Below are 16,907 nucleotides of genomic sequence, written 5' to 3'. Positions count from 1 at the left end.
AGGGGAGCACGATGTACAACGCTCAGGGAAAGATTTCTCAGGCCGAAGTTTTGACGAAGTACGCACCGCTGGTGCGTCGACTCGGCTTGCAGCTCGTCGCGAAAATGCCGGCGAGCGTCGATCTCGATGACCTGATCCAGGCCGGCATGATCGGCTTGCTGGATGCCGCCGGCCGTTACAAGGAAGACCAGGGCGCGCAATTCGAGACCTATGCGAGCCAGCGGATTCGCGGCGCGATGCTCGACGAGCTGCGCAGCAATGACTGGCTGCCGCGTAGCCTGCGGCGCACCTCGCGGGAAGTGGAAACGGCGGTGCATAAGGTGGAGCAGAACCTCGGCCGCTCGGCGAGCGAGACCGAGATCGCCGAACACCTGCAAATGCCGCTCGACGAATACCAGTCGATGTTGCAAGACCTGCACGGCAGCCAGCTGATCTACTACGAAGACTTCGACCGCTCCGCCGACGACGAACCTTTTCTGGACCGCTACTGCGTCGATCATTCCGATCCGCTCTCGGCGCTGCTCGACGACAGCCTGCGCTCGGCGCTCGTCGAGGCGATCGACAGGCTACCGGAGCGCGAGAAGCTGCTGATGTCGCTGTACTACGAGCGCGGCATGAACTTGCGCGAGATCGGCGCGGTCATGGAAGTCAGCGAATCGCGCGTGTGCCAGCTGCACAGCCAGGCGGTGTCACGCCTGCGCGCCCGGCTGCGGGAAATGGCCTGGGCGAACACCGAAACGAACTGATGCCGTGGCGGGGCGGCCCGCCGTATGGCGTGTGACGCCTTCAGACGCGGCAGCGCGCAGATGCCGATGCGTGTCTGTGCCGCCTGGCGTAGCTCATGCGTCCGCCATCTCATGCTCGGCGGCGAGCGCAAGAAAAGCCGAGCGCGACATGCCGCGCGCCTGTGCATACGCGTCGATCTCCTGCACGAGCACTTCGGGCAGCGAGATGTTGATGCGGACCGCCTTCTTCAACGCGGGAATATTGCGCGTTGTCACGAACCCCCATGCAAAACCCTCGAATTCGGGATTGCGCCGGTGCTCGCCGAGCGTAAGCGGCTCGGGCAGCGGCAACCCTTCGTCGAGCAAGGTTTCGAGATGAGATTCGATCGCTACTTTCGCGTTTGCGTACGCTTCTTCGAGCGTGTCGCCCGCGGAGTAGCAACCCGGAATATCGGGCACCACGACGCCGAACGCGTGCGTGTCGTCCCCCAGTTCGATGGCGATCGGGTAGATCAGATGCTTCATTTGAGCCCCGCCTGTTTCAGAATGCTGTTCAGGGTGCCGGCCGGCAAATCTTTTTTCGGATGCGGGACGGTCACGAGCCCCCGTTTTCCCGCGTGCCTGAAATGATGGTGACTGCCCGTGATGCGGATGAGCTGCCAGCCATTCGCTTGAATCAATTTGACGACCTCGGCACTGTTCATACATCATACCCTCCATCATACACACACATACACAACTTAACGAGTGGCGAGTTTTCACTATCGATGCGCGGCGGAGTCGAAGCCGCGGCATCGGCGAACCCTCGAGCGAAGTCATCATTTCAGCGTGACGAGGTGGACTAGCGCTAGCTGGCCGAATGGCTAACGCAGCGTGGAAGAGGGAAGGAAGAGTGTGAAAAAGGGTGACGGAAAAGCAGAAGGCCCGTCGATGACGGGCCTTCTCGTTCATTGCGGACAGTGCCTGATTGCAGGCCGGGCAGACGGGTCGGTCAAAGCCCCGAATAAGCCGGAATTCGCCCATCCGGCCCATACAGGTTCGTCTTGCGCGGCACGTTGACCTGCAGCGCCTTCAGCGCGCGCTGGTTGTACTCCATTCGCACGCGAATCAGCTCGCCGTTGTTGCTGTTGACGCGCCGCGCGCGCTCGGCCGCTTTCTGCAGCAGCTTCCATTGCGTGGCGACGCGGGAGTCGGTGCTCGCCGCGAGCTCCATGCCGGACCAGCCGGCCGGAAAGCCGAGCTCGGCCAGCTGCGTGTCGCGCGCGGCTTCGAGCCGCGCGAGCACGCCGATCAGCTCGGTCTTCTTCTCGACGATCGCCGGCAACTGCTCGAGTGGCGAGATCGCGGTCAGCGCTTTGGTTTCGAGGGTGAGGATCGAGGCGAACGCCTCGACGGTCGAATATTCTTCGATCAGGGTGGCAACCAGGGCGTCTTTCATGTCTACAACTCGCTACGCACACCGGCTCGCGCACGAACGGCGAGCCGAGTTGGTCGGATGCCGCCCGGCAGTTCACCGCGCGGCGAAATGCCGATCAGTTGCCGGTCGACGAGGTTTTGCTCTGCAACAGGTCGCGCGCCGTCTGCAGCACGCCATCGGCAATCTTGCCGGAGTCGATCTGCAACGTGCCGTCCTTGATCGCCTGCTTGATCGACTCGACGTGCGCGGTGTCGATATCGGCCGAACCCGAGGCCGCGAGGCTGCGCAGATGCTGCGACAGACCCGACAGGTTCACGCTCGTGTCGCCCGACGCGCCGGCCGCGGATGATGCGCCCGCGCTGGTCGTGTCCTGCGTGACGCCGGCTACCGGCGTGGCTTCGCCGCTCTGCTGCGAGCGGGACACAGCGTCCTTCAACGACGCCAGATTCGAAGAGGTGGTGGAATCGACTTTCACGATTGGCTTCCCTAACGATTTGATCCTGATAACGGCAACCGCTGATCAAAACTTTAGCGCAATCGCTCGACACCCGGCCCGCCGATGCGCGGCCATCCGGCCCTTTCAATGCCGGTTCGCCCGCTCTCACCGCCGCCCCGGCGGCAGATTCAATCATGATCTTTGCCACCCGCGCGCTCACATCTGGATCTCGACCGTTCCGCCGTCCTTGACGATGCCGGAGATGATCTGGCCGTTCGCGGTCTTCACACGCACCTGCTGGCCCGGCGACGCGTTGTTCATCGCGCTGCCCTCGGACGAAATCGAGAAACCGTCGCCGGCCGCGACGACCCGCACGGTCTGGCCGATCGCCACGGCCGACGCGCTCTTCAGCATGTCGCGGCGCAGCGGCATGCCGCTGGCGATCCGCACGAGCGAGACCGAGCCGACCGCCTGCGAGGGGTCGGTGACGATCGCCTGCGGCAGGCCGGTCAGGTCGCCGTCACGCGCGACGAGGTCGGCGGCGCCAAGCACTTCGCCAGGCGCCATCGCGCGGGCGGCGAGGTAGTAGGTCGCATGCAGCGAGATGCGCGCCTGCAGATAGATGGTCCACGGCCGCTCGCCCGCGCAGCGCACGCCGACCGTCAGCCGGCCCCACAGGCGCGCGCCGCTCGGCATGAACGGTTCGAGCGAGGTGCACGCGGCGAGGCCGCGCGGAAACGCGGGCGCGACCGTGATGTCGACCTTGCCGGGCAGGCCGACGGCCTGCTGTTGCAGGAACGCGAGCGCGGCCGAGTGAATCGCTTCAGGGTCTTGCTGGCCGGGCAGCGGGGCGGGTTGTGCGGGCGTCGCGGCGCCGGCGGCGGCGCTCTGCGACGTTCTCTGCGTGAGGGCGGTGACAGGTTGGCGCAACGGCGACGACATCGCAGCCATCCTCGCCACTGCGGGACGGGCCGGCTGCGGAGCCGCGGCCGCGATCGGCTTGCCATTGACGCCGAACTCGGGCGGCTCGCCGCGCGACGCGAGGCTGTCCAAACCGTCGCCTTGCGGCGCAGGGGCCGCGACCGCGCGCGAATTCGCGAGACTGGCGGCCGTGGCGGGTTCGACCTCGACGCGCGCGACGCCCGACGCGCCCATGCTGGCCGACGGCGGAATCGTCACGACGCCATTGGCGTCCGGTTTGAAGTTGGTGCGGATCATGGCCGGCGCGGTGGCAGGGGGCTCGCCCGCACCCGGAACGACGATCGCGCCGCTCGCGCTCGCGGCACGCGTGAAGGCGTCGGTATCACGCGCGGCGGGGGCGCGGCCAATCGACTGCGCGGTGGCCGCCGCGAGCGACGCGGCCGAGGCGTTACGCTGCGCCGGCGTTTGAATCCGTTGCGCGAGCTCGTTCAGCGCGGCGGGATTTTTCTCGCCCGGCCCGGCAATCACGATCGGACCACCCGCATCCTGCGCCTGGGTCGTGGCCGGCAGCAGCACGATGCCGCCCGCCACCCACACCGCGACGTTCACGATCACGCGCGTCAGGCAGCGCCCAAGGCAACGCGCGATGGAGCGCAGCACAGGCCGGGCGGGCGCGCCCGGCGAACCGTCGACCCGACCGCTCCCCGCGCGACGCATCGTCGTGCCGCTAGCACGCTGCGGCAAGGGGGGTGTGGGCTGGTCCATCGCGAGTCTCCATCGAATGCATCGGTACGCCTTGCATTCTAGAGAGCCCCCCTTTCGCGCAAACGTTGAATAGAAGCCCCCTTTCCCGGTTATTCGTCCGATTGCCGCTTGCGCCCGGCCCATAAGATGCACCACATGCAAAAAGGCCTTTGCGCCCGCCGCGTATCTCTCACGCTGCGCACACGGGTCGGCCTTGGAAACGTTCTCGGGAGATTTCCATGCTGGACAAACTCGATGCCGAATTCGCGTTCGGCCGGCAGGCGATGGATGTACGCGCGTACCGCCAGGAACTGCTGTCGTCGAATATCGCGAATGCGGACACGCCCGGCTACAAGGCACGCGACATCGACTTCGCGTCGTCACTGGCCGGCGCGCTGAAGAAGACGGGCGGCAGCACCGCGGGCCAGGGGGCATCGAACAGCTCGACGCTCGCGATGACGCAACCGGCCGGCGTGACGAGCGGCATGTCGATGAACACGACCGAGGCGGGCCACATGAGCGGCAAGGCGACGTTGACGGCGACGGGCGGCAGCCCCGACGACTACGGCAACCTGCAATACCGGCTTCCGCTGCAGCCGTCGCTCGACGGCAACACCGTCGACGTCGACACCGAGCGCGTGCAGTTCGCCGACAACACGGTGCACTTCGAGTCGGGCATGACTGTCGTATCGAACCAGGTCAAGACGATGCTGTCGGCGATCACGTCGGGCTCCTGAGCCGGGCACGCCGCACCGCACACAAGCAGAGCGCATAGCAGCTGGATACAAGCAGCACGCACGAACAGAAACGCTACGGGAATTAACGTGAAGCCGGTGCGAACCGGCAGGAGAGGTCAGGAAACATGCCATCCCTGATGAATATTTTTGGTGTCGCGGGTTCCGCGATGTCGGCGCAGTCGGAGCGGCTCAACGTGACCGCGTCGAACCTCGCCAACGCGGACAGCACGACGGGCCCCGATGGTCAGCCGTACAAGGCGAAGCAGGTCGTGTTCGCGGTCAATCCGCTCGGCGGCGCACGTTCGGGCTCCGGCCAGCAGGTCGGCGGCGTGCAGGTGACCGGCGTGGTCGACGATCCATCGCCGATGAAGACCGCGTACGAACCCGGCAATCCGGCCGCCGACGCGGATGGCTATGTGACGCTGCCCAACGTCGACCCGGTGCAGGAGATGGTCAACATGATCTCGGCGTCGCGGTCGTACCAGGCCAACGTCGAAACGCTGAACACGGCCAAGACCCTGATGCTGAAAACGCTCACGATCGGAACCTGAGGAGAGAACCTTGACCACCAACACCACGATCGGCAGCAACGGCACGACCGTCTCGCAAACGCTGCTCGACACCATGAACGGCACGAGCAGCAGCTCGAGCGCGACCGGCTCGACGAGCAGCACCTCGGGCACCTCGGCCTCGGACCTGCAGAACACCTTCCTGCAACTGCTCGTCGCGCAGTTGAAGAACCAGGACCCGACCAATCCGATGGACAGCTCGCAGATGACCTCGCAGCTCGCCCAGATCAGCACGGTGCAGGGCATCAGCCAGCTCAATACGTCGTTGAGCTCGCTGTCGACGCAGCTGTCGGCGGGGCAGCAGTCGCAGTCCGCGCTGTTGATCGGCTCGACCGTGCTCGCATCCGGCAACTCGATCACGGTGTCGAGCGGCAAGGCCAACGAGTTCGGCGTGCAGCTCGCGAACTCGGTCAGCGATCTGCAAGTCGTCGTCAAGAACTCGGCCGGCCAGATCGTCAATACGATCGATCTCGGCAAGCAGTCGGCCGGCACGATTCCAATCGGCTGGACGCCGACCGACACGTCGGGCAACACGCTCGCCGACGGCACTTACACGATCACCGCAACCGGCACGATCAACGGCCAGCAGGCGACGGCCACCACGCTCACCAGCGCGACGGTCCAGGCCGTCGTGCAGCAGAGCGGCGGCACCCCGGGCCTCGTGCTGTCGAACGGCTCGACGGTCGGGCTGACCAGCGTCGCCGCGATCCTCTGATTCAGATCAATTCAGCTACGAATTTCCAGATACGGAGCACGTCATGGGTTATCAACAAGGTTTGAGCGGTCTGTCCGCGTCGTCGAGCGATCTCGACGTGATCGGCAACAACATCGCCAACGCCAACACAGTCGGCTTCAAGAGCGGCACCGCCGAATTCGCCGATATGTACGCCAATTCGATCGCGACCGCAGTGAACCAGCAGATCGGTATCGGCACGCAGCTCTCGGAAGTGCAGCAGCAGTTCGCGCAAGGCACGATCACCACGACCAATCAGGCGCTGAACGTCGCGATCAACGGCAACGGCTTCTTCCAGATGTCGAACAACGGCACGCTGACCTATTCGCGCAACGGCGTGTTCCAGCTCGACAAGAACGGCTACATCACGAACGCGCAGGGCCTCGACCTGATGGGCTACGCGGCCAACAGCACGGGCATCATCAACACCGCGCAGACCGTGCCGCTGCAAATCCCGACCGCGAATATCGCGCCGACGCCGACCACCACGATCACCGCCGGCCTGAACCTGAACGCGCAGGACTCCATCATGCTGAGCGCGCCGACGGTGACCAACACCGGCGGTACGGCGCTGACGACGACCGGCGCGACGATCACCGACGCCACGGCGAGCACGAACAACGACACGTACCAGATTGCCTTCGACGGCGCCGGTGGTTACACGGTGACCGACACTACGGCCGGCACCGCTCCGGTTTCCGGCACCTACACGGCCGGCACGGCGATCACGCTCGGCAACGGCCAGAGCGTGACCTTTACCGGCACACCGTCGGCCACCACCGCCTACACCGTCACGCCCACACCGACCGCGTTCAACCAGAACGATTCGACGACCTATAACTACTCGACCAGCACGACGGCCTACGATTCGCTCGGCGGCTCGCAGACGGTCAACATGTATTTCGCCAAGACCGGCGCGGGTACGTGGAACGTCTACGCGGGCACCTCGACCGGCACGGCGTCGCTAGTCGGGCAGGCGACCTTCAATTCGTCGGGCAAGCTGGTCAGCACGACCCAGCCCACCGTTCCGCCGGCCGCGCCTGGGAACGTCGCTACCGCCACGCTGGGCGGCTTCACTTTCTCGATCCCGACCTCCGATGGTTCGTCGACGCCGCAGAACCTCACGCTGAATATCGGCACCACCACGCAGTACGGCGGCAAGGATGGCGTGAACAGCCTGCAGACCGACGGCTTCGCGGCCGGCCAGCTGACCGGCTTCACGGTCGCGGCCGACGGCACGCTGACCGGCAATTACTCGAACGGCCAGACCGCGGCGCTCGGCCAGATCGTGCTCGCGAACTTCTCGAACGAGAACGGTCTCGTCGATCTCGGCAACAACGAGTACGGCCAGACCTCGGCCTCGGGCGTCGCGCAGATCTCGACGCCGGGCTCGACCAATCACGGCGTGCTGCAAGGCGGCGCGGTCGAGAACTCGAACGTCGATCTGACGAGCGAGCTGGTCAACCTGATCACCGCGCAGCGTAACTATCAGGCGAACGCGCAGACGATCAAGACCCAGCAGACCGTCGACCAGACCCTGATCAACCTGTAAGCCAACGGGACCTCTTCATGGATCGGCTGATCTACACCGCGATGTCGGGCAGCGCGCAGGCGCTCGAACAGCAGGCGATCGTCGCGAACAATCTCGCGAACGCGTCGACCACGGGTTTTCGCGCGCAGCTCGAAACCTACCGCGCCGTGCCGATGTCGTTCGGCGACGGCAGCTCGATCAACGACGACACGACCCGCACCTTCGTGCTGTCGTCGACGCCGGGCGCCGACTACACGCCGGGGCCGATCCAGCAGACGGGCAATCCGCTCGACGTCGCGATTCAGGGGCCGGGCTGGCTGTCGGTGCAGACCGCCGACGGCAATGAGGCCTACACGCGCGCGGGCAATCTGCACATCGACGAAAACGGCCAGCTCGTGAACGCGACCAATCAGGTCGTGCTCGGCAACGGCGGCCCGGTGTCGGTGCCGCCGGGTGCGCAGATCACGATCGGCAAGGACGGCACGGTGTCGGCATTGACGCCGGGCGATCCGCCCACGGCGGTCGTCACCGTCGATCAGCTGAAGCTCGTGAATCCCGATCCGCAGTCGCTCTCACGCGGCGACGACGGTCTGTTTCGCACCGCCGACGGCAACCCCGCCGACGCCGATCCGACCGTGACGCTCGCCCCGGCTTCGCTCGAAGGCAGCAACGTGAATCCGGTCAGCGCGATGGTCTCGATGATCACCAACGCACGTCAATTCCAGATGCAGACGCAGCTGCTGGAAAACGCCGACAAGAACGACCAGTCCGCCAACCAGCTGCTCAGCTTCAGCTAACGGCTTGCTGACATTGGAGAACCATAAATGAACCGCTCACTCTACATCGCCGCTACCGGCATGAATGCGCAACAGTCGCAGATGGACGTGATCTCGAACAACCTCGCGAACGTCAGCACCAACGGCTTCAAGGGCTCGCGCGCGGTGTTCGAGGATCTGCTGTACCAGACCATCCGCCAGCCGGGCGCGAACTCGACGCAGCAGACCGAGCTGCCCTCCGGCATCCAGCTCGGCACCGGCGTGCAGCAGGTCGCGACCGAGCGTCTGTACACCCAGGGCAACCTGCAGCAGACCGGCAACTCGAAGGACGTCGCGATCAACGGCGCGGGCTTCTTCCAGGTGCAGATGCCCGACGGCACGACCGCCTACACGCGCGACGGCTCGTTTCAGACCAACGCGCAGGGGCAGCTCGTCACCTCGAGCGGCTACCAGGTGATTCCGGCGATCACGATCCCGGCGAACGCAACCTCGCTGACGATCGGCAGCGACGGCGCGGTGTCGATCACCGTGGCCGGCTCGAGCAACACGCAGCAGCTCGGCACGATGCAGATCGCAACCTTCATCAACCCGGCCGGCCTCGACGCGAAGGGCGAGAACCTGTTCGCGGAGACCTCCTCGTCGGGTGCGCCGAACGTGGCGCAGCCGGGCCTGAATGGGGCGGGCTCGCTCAACCAGGGTTACGTGGAAGCGTCGAACGTGAACGTCGTGCAGGAGCTGGTCAACATGATCCAGACGCAACGCGCGTACGAAATCAACAGCAAGGCCGTGTCGACCTCCGACCAGATGTTGCAGACCTTGAGCCAGATGCAGGTTTGAGGACTGGAAATTTAAGGCGGTAAACGATGATGTCGCACTCCACTCGCACTCCGGTTCATTCGCGCACGGCCGAGGCCCTCGTGCAGCTCACGCTGCTCGCGGCGCTCGGCGGCTGCGCCCTCGTGCCGAAGCAACCGATCACGCAGCAGCCGATGACCGCGCTGCCGCCGGTGCCCCCGCAGGCGCAGGCGCCGGGCTCGATCTACAACCCGGGCTATGCGGGTCGGCCGCTGTTCGAAGATCAGCGGCCGCGCAACGTGGGCGACATCATCACGATCGTGATCGCCGAGAACATCAACGCGACCAAGAACTCGGGCGCGAATGCGACCCGCAACGGCACCACGAACTTCAACGTGCCGACCGCGGGCTTTCTCGGCGGGCTGTTCGCCAAGACCAACCTGAGCGCGTCCGGCGTCAACGGCTTTGCCGGTACCGGCGGCGCGAACGCGTCGAATACGTTCAACGGCACGATCACCGTGACCGTGACCGGCGTGCAGGCGAACGGCAATCTGATCGTGAGCGGCGAGAAGCAGATGCTGATCAATCAGGGCAATGAATTCGTGCGTTTTTCCGGGGTGGTGAATCCGAACACGATTTCGAGTCTGAACGCCGTGTACTCGACCCAGGTCGCCGACGCGAAAATCGAATACTCCGCGAAGGGCTACATAGACGAAGCCCAGACCATGGGCTGGCTGCAGCGGTTCTTCCTCAACGTGGCGCCGTGGTGATCATGGGTACCGTCTTCAACACGCTGTCGCGCGCGGGCCGCGCGCTCATGTTCGTCGCGCTCGCGGGCGCGGCGCTGCCGGCCGTGACGCCAGCGCATGCCGAGCGCCTGAAGGACCTTGCGCAAATCCAGGGCGTGCGCGACAACCCGCTGATCGGCTATGGTCTCGTGGTCGGCCTCGACGGCACCGGCGACCAGACCACCCAGACGCCGTTCACGACGCAGACGCTCGCGAACATGCTGGCGAACCTCGGCATCTCGATCAACAACCAGGCGGCGGGTTCGAGCAACTCGCAGTCGTCGCTGTCGAACATTCAGTTGAAGAACGTCGCCGCGGTGATGGTGACCGCGGTGCTGCCGCCGTTCGCGCGGCCCGGCGAAGCGATCGACATTACGGTGTCGTCGCTCGGCAATGCGAAGAGCCTGCGCGGCGGCACGCTGCTGCTCACGCCGCTGAAGGGCGCCGACGGCCAGGTGTATGCGCTCGGCCAGGGCAACGTCGCGGTAGGCGGCGCGGGCGCGAGCGCGAACGGCAGCAAGGTGCAGGTGAACCAGCTGGCCGCGGGGCGCATCACCAGCGGCGCGATCGTCGAGCGCTCGGTGCCGACCGCGGTGGCGCAGGCGGGCACGATGCAGCTCGACCTGAACGACATGGACTACGACACCACGCAGCGCGTCGTCGCCGCGATCGACAACACGTTCGGCAGCGGCACCGCGACCGCGCTCGACGGCCGCACGATCCAGTTGCGCGCGCCGGCCGATGCGCAACAGCAGGTGGCGTTCATGGCGCAATTGCAGAATCTCGACGTACGTCCCGGGCAGGCGCCCGCGAAGGTGATCCTGAACGCCCGTACCGGCTCGATCGTGATGAACCAGATGGTCACGCTGCAAAACTGCGCGGTCGCGCACGGCAATCTGTCGGTCGTGATCAACACGCAGCCGGTGGTGAGCCAGCCGGGCGCGTTCTCGAACGGCCGCACCGTGGTCGCGCAGCAGTCGCAGATCCAGATGAAGCAGGACAACGGCTCGCTGAAAATGGTGAACGCCGGTGCGAACCTCGCCGAAGTGGTGAAGGGGCTCAATGCGCTCGGCGCGACGCCCGCGGATCTGATGTCGATCCTGCAGGCCATGAAGGCAGCCGGTGCATTGCGCGCCGACCTGGAAATCATCTAAGGAGCACGAGAGATGAACTCGGATCCGACCAATAGCGTCAATTCCGCCAACGATCTGACCAGCCGCTTCGCGCTCGACGTGCAGGGCTTCGGCGCACTGAGCGCGCAGGCGAAGGCCTCGCCGCAAGCCGGCATGAAGATGGCCGCGCAGCAGTTCGACGCCGTGTTCACGCAGATGATGCTCAAGAGCATGCGCGATGCGACGCCGCAGGACGGCCCGTTCGATTCGCACGACACGGCGACCTTCACGTCGATGATGGATCAGCAGATGGCGCAGCAGCTCTCGAAGAAGGGCATCGGCGTCGCCGACGCGATGCTCAAGCAGCTGATGCGCAACCAGGGCATGCAGGTGGGCGGCGCGAATGGCGCGGCGGGTGGTCTCGCCGGCATGGCCAACGCGCTCGGCGGCGGCAGCGGTGGCGACGAAGGCCAGACCGCTGCGCTCAACGCGCTGGCCCGCGCCTACGGCAACGCCCAGGCGAACGGTCAGCTCGCGCTCGGCCGGGCCTACTCGGCCAATAGCGCGCTGACCCCGCCGGTGCGCGGCGACGGCAGCTCGCCAAAGGTCGACGCATTCGTCGACAAGCTCGCCGCGCCGGCGCAAGCCGCGAGCGCGGCGACCGGGATTCCGGCGCGCTTCATCATCGGTCAGGCCGCGCTCGAATCGGGCTGGGGCAAGAGCGAGATCAAGAAGGCCGATGGCTCGACGAGCCACAACGTGTTCGGCATCAAGGCGGGCAACGACTGGACCGGCAAGACCGTATCGACGGTCACGACCGAATACGTGAACGGCAAGCCGCATCGCACGGTCGAGAAATTCCGCGCGTACGACTCCTACCAGGAAGCGATGACCGACTACGCGAGCATGTTGAAGAGCAACCCGCGTTACGCCCAGGTGATCAATTCGTCGCGCGACGTGAACGGTTTTGCCAACGGCATGCAACGCGCCGGTTATGCGACCGACCCGCATTACGCGAAAAAACTGCTGTCGATCATGCAGAAAATGGGCTGATTAAAATCAATGCACGCGACGGGCGAGTTGCAATAATCGGCACAAAGGTAGTGGCCGCAAATCGGTAAGCGGTAAAAGGCGGCATTAAACTGCCGCGCCAGCAAAATCGCGAAAATGGGGCGGATACGGATTTAACGTTTGCGGGTCACGGCCGCCGAATATTTAGTAGAAGCCCCTAAATTTTGGCCGGATGCTGCCGCTAAAGAGTTAGACCCGATACCGGATAAACGCAGTAAGGTCCGGTCGAACGCGCGTGTTGCGGCTTTGCATGACGACCCTCCGAGTCGACGGCCAGGCCCCGGCACGTGCCCGCAAGAACATGCTTACCGGCAAGCCCATGGATATGAACCAGTCGAACGGCCTGATTGACACGAACCGTCAGCCGCACGTCTCGCAAGACGAAGGTGTTCCCGATTTCGGCCGCCGCAATCCGCTGGAAATCGGCGTGCAGCTGCGCAATCTCGTCAATCGCGGCGATTTCCTCACCGTCGAATATGCGGGCGGACAACTCGTCACGAAGCTGCTCGACGTCGACGTGCGAGAGCGTACCTTCACCTTCGATTGGGGCGCGCTCTCCGATCAGAACAAGGGGCTGCTCAGCGCGCCGCGCTGCCAGTTCCACGCGTCGCCCGACGGCGTGCGCGTCGACTTCTCGACCCAGACGCCGCGCGAGACGCGTTTCGAGGGGCGGCCGGCGTTCGAGGCCGACTTCCCCGAGGTGCTGTTCTACGTGCAGCGCCGCGAGTACTTCCGCGTCGCCGCGCCGATTCTCGATCCGTACATGTGCACCGGCCGCCTGCCGGAGGGCGATTCGTTCCGCTTCGAGGTGCACGACCTGTCGCTCGGCGGCGTCGGCATGCGCACGACCGATATGCGCGTCGCCCAGCTGCCGATGGGCGCGCGTCTGATGGACTGCGAACTCACGCTCGGCGCGCTCGGCCGTCTGTCGCTCGATCTGCAGCTGGTGTCGCATCGCTCGCTCGCGCTGCCGAACGGCACGCAGCGCTATCAGCTCGGCTTCCGTTTCCTGACGCTGCCGGGCAGCGCGGAAAACACGCTGCAACGGCTGATCACCCAGCTCGAAATGAAGCGTCGCTCGCTGTCACGCTGAGCGGCGCAACAACGCGCGGTGCCGGGTGCATGACGCACGGCATCGCGCGAACGCTTTGGCCCGCAGGGAAAACGTTGCACTCGCACCTGAGGCGACGTCGCAACGGCATCGCGGGTGGCGCAAACGAAGTGGAATGGCCCTCAATTTTTCGCGTGACGGGCCGTTAAAGAGGATGTTCCAGCAACGTGGCGGCATGTCTGCGATGCCGCCCCTCAGGATGACGCATGTCCAGCAATCTCTTGACTATCGGCCTTAGCGGCCTGAACGCCGCGCAGTGGGGTTTGACGGTGACTGGTGAGAACATCAGCAACGTGTCGACGCCCGGCTATTCGCTCGAAACCCCGGAGTATTCGGAGTCGAGCGGCACCTATACCGGCTCCGGCTACATGCCGATGGGCGTCTCCACCGACACCGTGGTGCGCCAGTACAGCCAGTACCTCACGACCGAGCTGAACAACGCGCAGTCGTGGAGCGGCTCGCTCAACACGTACAACACGATGATCTCGCAGCTGAACAACCTGGTCGGCAGTCCGACCACGGGGATAGCAAGCTCGATCAGCGGTTACTTCACGGGTCTGCAGAACGTCGCCAACAACGCGTCGAGCATCTCGACGCGGCAGACCGCGATCAGCGACGCGCAGACGCTCGCGAACCAGATCAACCAGGCGGGCCAGCAGTACGACCAACTCCGTTCGAGCGTCAACACGCAGCTGAGCAGCACGGTGACGCAGATCAACACCTTCACCGCGCAGATCGCATCGCTCAATACGCAGATCACGCAGGCGAGCAGCCAGGGCCAGCCGCCGAACCAGCTGCTCGACGAGCGCGACCAAGCGGTCTCGAACCTGTCGCAGCTGGTCGGCGTGTCGGTCGTGCAGGACAACGGCAACTACAGCCTGTTCATGTCGAACGGCAAGCCGCTCGTGCTGGCCGGCAACAGCTTCAACCTCGGCACGGCGACTTCGACGAGCGATCCGAGCGAGCTGTCGGTGACGTATCTCGGCCAGGCGGGCGCGAAGGCGACGCCGACCCCGCAGACGCTTTCCGACACGGCCGTGTCCGGCGGCACGCTCGGCGGCCTGCTGGAATTCCGCTCCCAGACGCTCGATCCTGCCGCGGCGCAACTCGGCGCGATCGCCACGAGCTTCGCCGCGCAGGTCAACGCGCAGAACGAACTCGGCCTCACCCTGAACGGTACCGCGGGCGGCGCGCTGTTCTCGGTCGGCTCGCCGACCGTGTACGCGAATCCGCAGAACACGGGCACCGCGGCGCTCTCCGTATCGTTCGCCGACGCGACGCAGCCGACCACGGGCAACTACACGCTGTCGTACAACGGCAGCACCTATACGCTGACCGACCAGGAAACCGGCAGCGTCGTCGGCTCGGCGGCGAACCTGAACAATCCGATCGACGGCCTGCAGTTTTCGATCCCGAGCGGCACGATGAACGCCGGCGACTCGTTCTCGGTCAAGCCGACCAGCGGCGCGCTCGACAGCTTCAAGCTGACCACCACGTCGGCCTCGGCGATCGCGGCCGCGGCGCCGGTGCTCGCGTCGGCGTCGACCTCGAACACGGGCAGCATGACGGTCACGCAGGGCACGGTCTCGGCGGGCTATAGCGCGCCGACCAGCGCCTCGACGATTACCTATACCGCGGGCACCGGCCTCACCGGCTTCCCGGTCGGCACCGTCGTGACGGTCGCCGGCTCGCCGTCCACCTCGTACACGATCGGCTCGACGACGACCGCGGTGCCGTACTCGCCGGGTTCCGGCGCGACGCTGACGATCACCAACCCGACCAACTCGACGAATACGGGCGTGATGAACAACGTGACGGTCACGCTGAGCGGCACGCCCGCCAACGGCGACTCGTTCACGATCGGACCGAATACCGGCGCGACCAACGACGGACGCAACGCGCAACTGCTCTCGAACCTGACCTCGGCTCAGGTGCTCTCGGGCGGCAGCGCGACGCTGACGGACGCGTACGCGAGCTACGTCAACGACATCGGCAACCAGACCGCGCAGATCCAGGCGTCGGCGACCGCGCAAAGCACGCTCGTCACGCAGATCACGTCGGCGCAGCAGTCGGTGTCGGGCGTCAATACCAATGAAGAAGCGGCCAACCTGCTTCAATACCAGCAGCTTTATCAGGCCAACAGCAAGGTCATCCAGACCGCAGAGACGCTGTTCCAGACTCTGCTTGGCATCTTTTCGTAAGGCGTTGAACCATGCGAATTTCCACCTCGCAGTACTTCAGCATGAACGTCGCGGCAATGAGCGATCAGCAGGCTCAGTTGTCGCAGATCTATCAGGAAATCTCGAGCGGCCAGAGTCTGACCTCGCCCGCCGACAATCCGCTCGGCGCCGCGCAGGCCGTGACGCTCAGCTCGACGGCGGCCGCGCTGTCGCAGTACGCGACGAACCAGAATGCGGCGCTCACGTCGTTGCAAGCCGAAGACTCGACGCTCTCCACGGTCATCACGACATTGCAGAGCGCCAACACGCTGGGCCTGCGCGCCGGCGACGGCGGCCTGAACGACTCCGACCGGACCGCGATCGCCGCGCAGCTGACCACCCTGCGCGACCAGCTCGTGACCTACGCGAATGCAACCGATGGTTCGGGCAACTCGCTGTTCTCCGGCTTCCAGAACACGGCTCAGGCCTTCACGACCGATGCGGCCGGCAACGTGGTCTATGCGGGCGACACCGGCACGCGCACCGTGCAGGTCACCGATAGCAACGCGGTCGCGACCGGCGACAACGGGCAGGCGGTGTTCATGAGCGTCGGCGGCACCAACGCGCAGCCGATCGCCTCGGCCAGTTCGAGCAACACGGGCACGGGCGTGATCGGCGCGGTGACGGTCACCGATCCGACCAACGCGGCAAACGCGGACACGTACCAGGTCCTGTTCAGCGGCAGCGGCTCGACGCTGAGCTACACGGTCACCGACACGACGACCGGCGTGGCGGGAACGACGCAACCGTACACGGCGGGCTCCGACATCACGATGGGCGGCCAGACCGTGGAGATCACCGGCACGCCGTCCGCCAACGACACGTTCACCGTGCAGCCGGCCAACAAGGCGGGCACCGATGTGTTCGCGAACCTGAACGCGATGATCGCCGCGCTCCAGCAGCCGGTGAGCGGCAACCCCACGGCCGCGGCGACGCTGCAGAACGCGCTGAACACGGGGCTCTCGCAGCTTGGCAACACGCTGAACAACGTCACCACGGTGCAGGCTTCGGTGGGCGGCCGCGAACAGGAAGTCAAGGCGCTGCAAACGGTCACGCAAACCAACACGCTGCAAACGCAAAGCAATCTGTCGGACCTGACCCAGACCGACATGGTTTCGACGATCAGCAAATACGAGCAGCAGCAGAATGCCTTGCAGGCGTCGCAGCAGGCGTTCGTGCAGGTCCAGAACATGTCGCTGTTCCAGTACATCAACAACTGATG

The 16,907-nt window shown here is 65.3% G+C and carries 18 protein-coding genes; 13 read left to right on the top strand and 5 right to left on the bottom strand.

The window, feature by feature from the left end:
* Nucleotides 1-11: 11 nt before the first annotated feature.
* Nucleotides 12-746, top strand: a complete 735-nt coding sequence (locus CI15_RS05420) for an RNA polymerase sigma factor FliA (protein WP_062126095.1) — start codon at nt 12-14, stop codon at nt 744-746.
* A 93-nt stretch (nt 747-839) separates the two neighbouring features.
* On the opposite strand, the gene CI15_RS05415 is transcribed toward CI15_RS05420, so the two are convergent.
* The 5 genes from CI15_RS05415 to flgA all read right to left on the bottom strand — a co-directional run bounded on the left by CI15_RS05415 (nt 840) and on the right by flgA (nt 4,264).
* Nucleotides 840-1,250 (bottom strand): type II toxin-antitoxin system HicB family antitoxin, encoded by a 411-nt coding sequence (locus CI15_RS05415; protein ID WP_062125052.1) that lies wholly within the window; start codon nt 1,248-1,250, stop codon nt 840-842.
* Complete coding sequence (locus tag CI15_RS05410; protein WP_062125051.1) at nt 1,247-1,429, bottom strand: type II toxin-antitoxin system HicA family toxin; 183 nt, start codon at nt 1,427-1,429, stop codon at nt 1,247-1,249. Before CI15_RS05410 ends, CI15_RS05415 begins: the two co-directional genes overlap by 4 nt.
* A gap of 287 nt (nt 1,430-1,716) precedes the next feature.
* Nucleotides 1,717-2,163 carry a flagella synthesis protein FlgN gene (locus CI15_RS05405; RefSeq protein ID WP_062125050.1) on the bottom strand — a complete coding sequence of 149 codons (447 nt, stop codon included), beginning with the start codon at nt 2,161-2,163 and terminating at the stop codon, nt 1,717-1,719.
* A 94-nt stretch (nt 2,164-2,257) separates the two neighbouring features.
* Nucleotides 2,258-2,617 (bottom strand): flagellar biosynthesis anti-sigma factor FlgM, encoded by a 360-nt coding sequence (gene flgM / locus CI15_RS05400; protein WP_062125049.1) that lies wholly within the window; start codon nt 2,615-2,617, stop codon nt 2,258-2,260.
* A 177-nt stretch (nt 2,618-2,794) separates the two neighbouring features.
* Nucleotides 2,795-4,264 (bottom strand): flagellar basal body P-ring formation chaperone FlgA, encoded by a 1,470-nt coding sequence (flgA, locus tag CI15_RS05395; RefSeq protein ID WP_062125048.1) that lies wholly within the window; start codon nt 4,262-4,264, stop codon nt 2,795-2,797.
* 218 nt (nt 4,265-4,482) lie between these two features.
* On the opposite strand from flgA, the gene flgB reads away from it, so the two are divergent.
* The 12 genes from flgB (at nt 4,483) to flgL (ending at nt 16,905) form a co-directional block, all read left to right on the top strand.
* Nucleotides 4,483-4,980, top strand: coding sequence for a flagellar basal body rod protein FlgB (gene flgB, locus CI15_RS05390; RefSeq protein WP_062125047.1), 498 nt, complete (start codon nt 4,483-4,485; stop codon nt 4,978-4,980).
* A 125-nt stretch (nt 4,981-5,105) separates the two neighbouring features.
* Nucleotides 5,106-5,531 (top strand): flagellar basal body rod protein FlgC, encoded by a 426-nt coding sequence (gene flgC, locus CI15_RS05385; protein WP_062125045.1) that lies wholly within the window; start codon nt 5,106-5,108, stop codon nt 5,529-5,531.
* Nucleotides 5,532-5,541: 10 nt separating this feature from the next.
* Nucleotides 5,542-6,264, top strand: coding sequence for a flagellar hook assembly protein FlgD (locus tag CI15_RS05380; protein ID WP_062125043.1), 723 nt, complete (start codon nt 5,542-5,544; stop codon nt 6,262-6,264).
* A gap of 43 nt (nt 6,265-6,307) precedes the next feature.
* Nucleotides 6,308-7,834, top strand: coding sequence for a flagellar hook protein FlgE (locus CI15_RS05375; RefSeq protein ID WP_062125041.1), 1,527 nt, complete (start codon nt 6,308-6,310; stop codon nt 7,832-7,834).
* A 17-nt stretch (nt 7,835-7,851) separates the two neighbouring features.
* On the top strand, nt 7,852-8,610 hold the full coding sequence (flgF, locus tag CI15_RS05370) for a flagellar basal-body rod protein FlgF (protein ID WP_062125039.1): 759 nt from the start codon (nt 7,852-7,854) through the stop codon (nt 8,608-8,610).
* A gap of 27 nt (nt 8,611-8,637) precedes the next feature.
* A complete protein-coding gene (gene flgG / locus CI15_RS05365) occupies nt 8,638-9,426 on the top strand; it encodes a flagellar basal-body rod protein FlgG (protein ID WP_062125037.1) in 789 nt (262 codons plus the stop codon).
* Nucleotides 9,427-9,455: 29 nt separating this feature from the next.
* Entirely contained in the window at nt 9,456-10,154 is a 699-nt protein-coding gene (flgH, locus tag CI15_RS05360; RefSeq protein WP_062126090.1) for a flagellar basal body L-ring protein FlgH, read from the top strand.
* Nucleotides 10,155-10,156: 2 nt separating this feature from the next.
* On the top strand, nt 10,157-11,326 hold the full coding sequence (locus tag CI15_RS05355) for a flagellar basal body P-ring protein FlgI (RefSeq protein WP_062125036.1): 1,170 nt from the start codon (nt 10,157-10,159) through the stop codon (nt 11,324-11,326).
* Nucleotides 11,327-11,338: 12 nt separating this feature from the next.
* Complete coding sequence (gene flgJ / locus CI15_RS05350; RefSeq protein WP_062125035.1) at nt 11,339-12,337, top strand: flagellar assembly peptidoglycan hydrolase FlgJ; 999 nt, start codon at nt 11,339-11,341, stop codon at nt 12,335-12,337.
* A gap of 337 nt (nt 12,338-12,674) precedes the next feature.
* Nucleotides 12,675-13,448: a flagellar brake protein gene (locus CI15_RS05345; RefSeq protein WP_174543209.1), complete on the top strand. Its 774-nt coding sequence runs from the start codon at nt 12,675-12,677 to the stop codon at nt 13,446-13,448.
* Between the two features lie 224 nt (nt 13,449-13,672).
* Nucleotides 13,673-15,667: a flagellar hook-associated protein FlgK gene (gene flgK, locus CI15_RS05340; RefSeq protein WP_062125033.1), complete on the top strand. Its 1,995-nt coding sequence runs from the start codon at nt 13,673-13,675 to the stop codon at nt 15,665-15,667.
* An 11-nt stretch (nt 15,668-15,678) separates the two neighbouring features.
* Nucleotides 15,679-16,905 carry a flagellar hook-associated protein FlgL gene (gene flgL / locus CI15_RS05335; RefSeq protein WP_062125032.1) on the top strand — a complete coding sequence of 409 codons (1,227 nt, stop codon included), beginning with the start codon at nt 15,679-15,681 and terminating at the stop codon, nt 16,903-16,905.
* The last annotated feature ends 2 nt before the right edge of the window (nt 16,906-16,907 follow it).

Source organism: Paraburkholderia monticola (genome assembly GCF_001580545.1).
GTDB lineage: Bacteria > Pseudomonadota > Gammaproteobacteria > Burkholderiales > Burkholderiaceae > Paraburkholderia > Paraburkholderia monticola.
The sequence above is the reverse complement of the archived record's forward strand: the minus strand, read 5'-3'. Positions and strand labels throughout refer to the sequence as shown.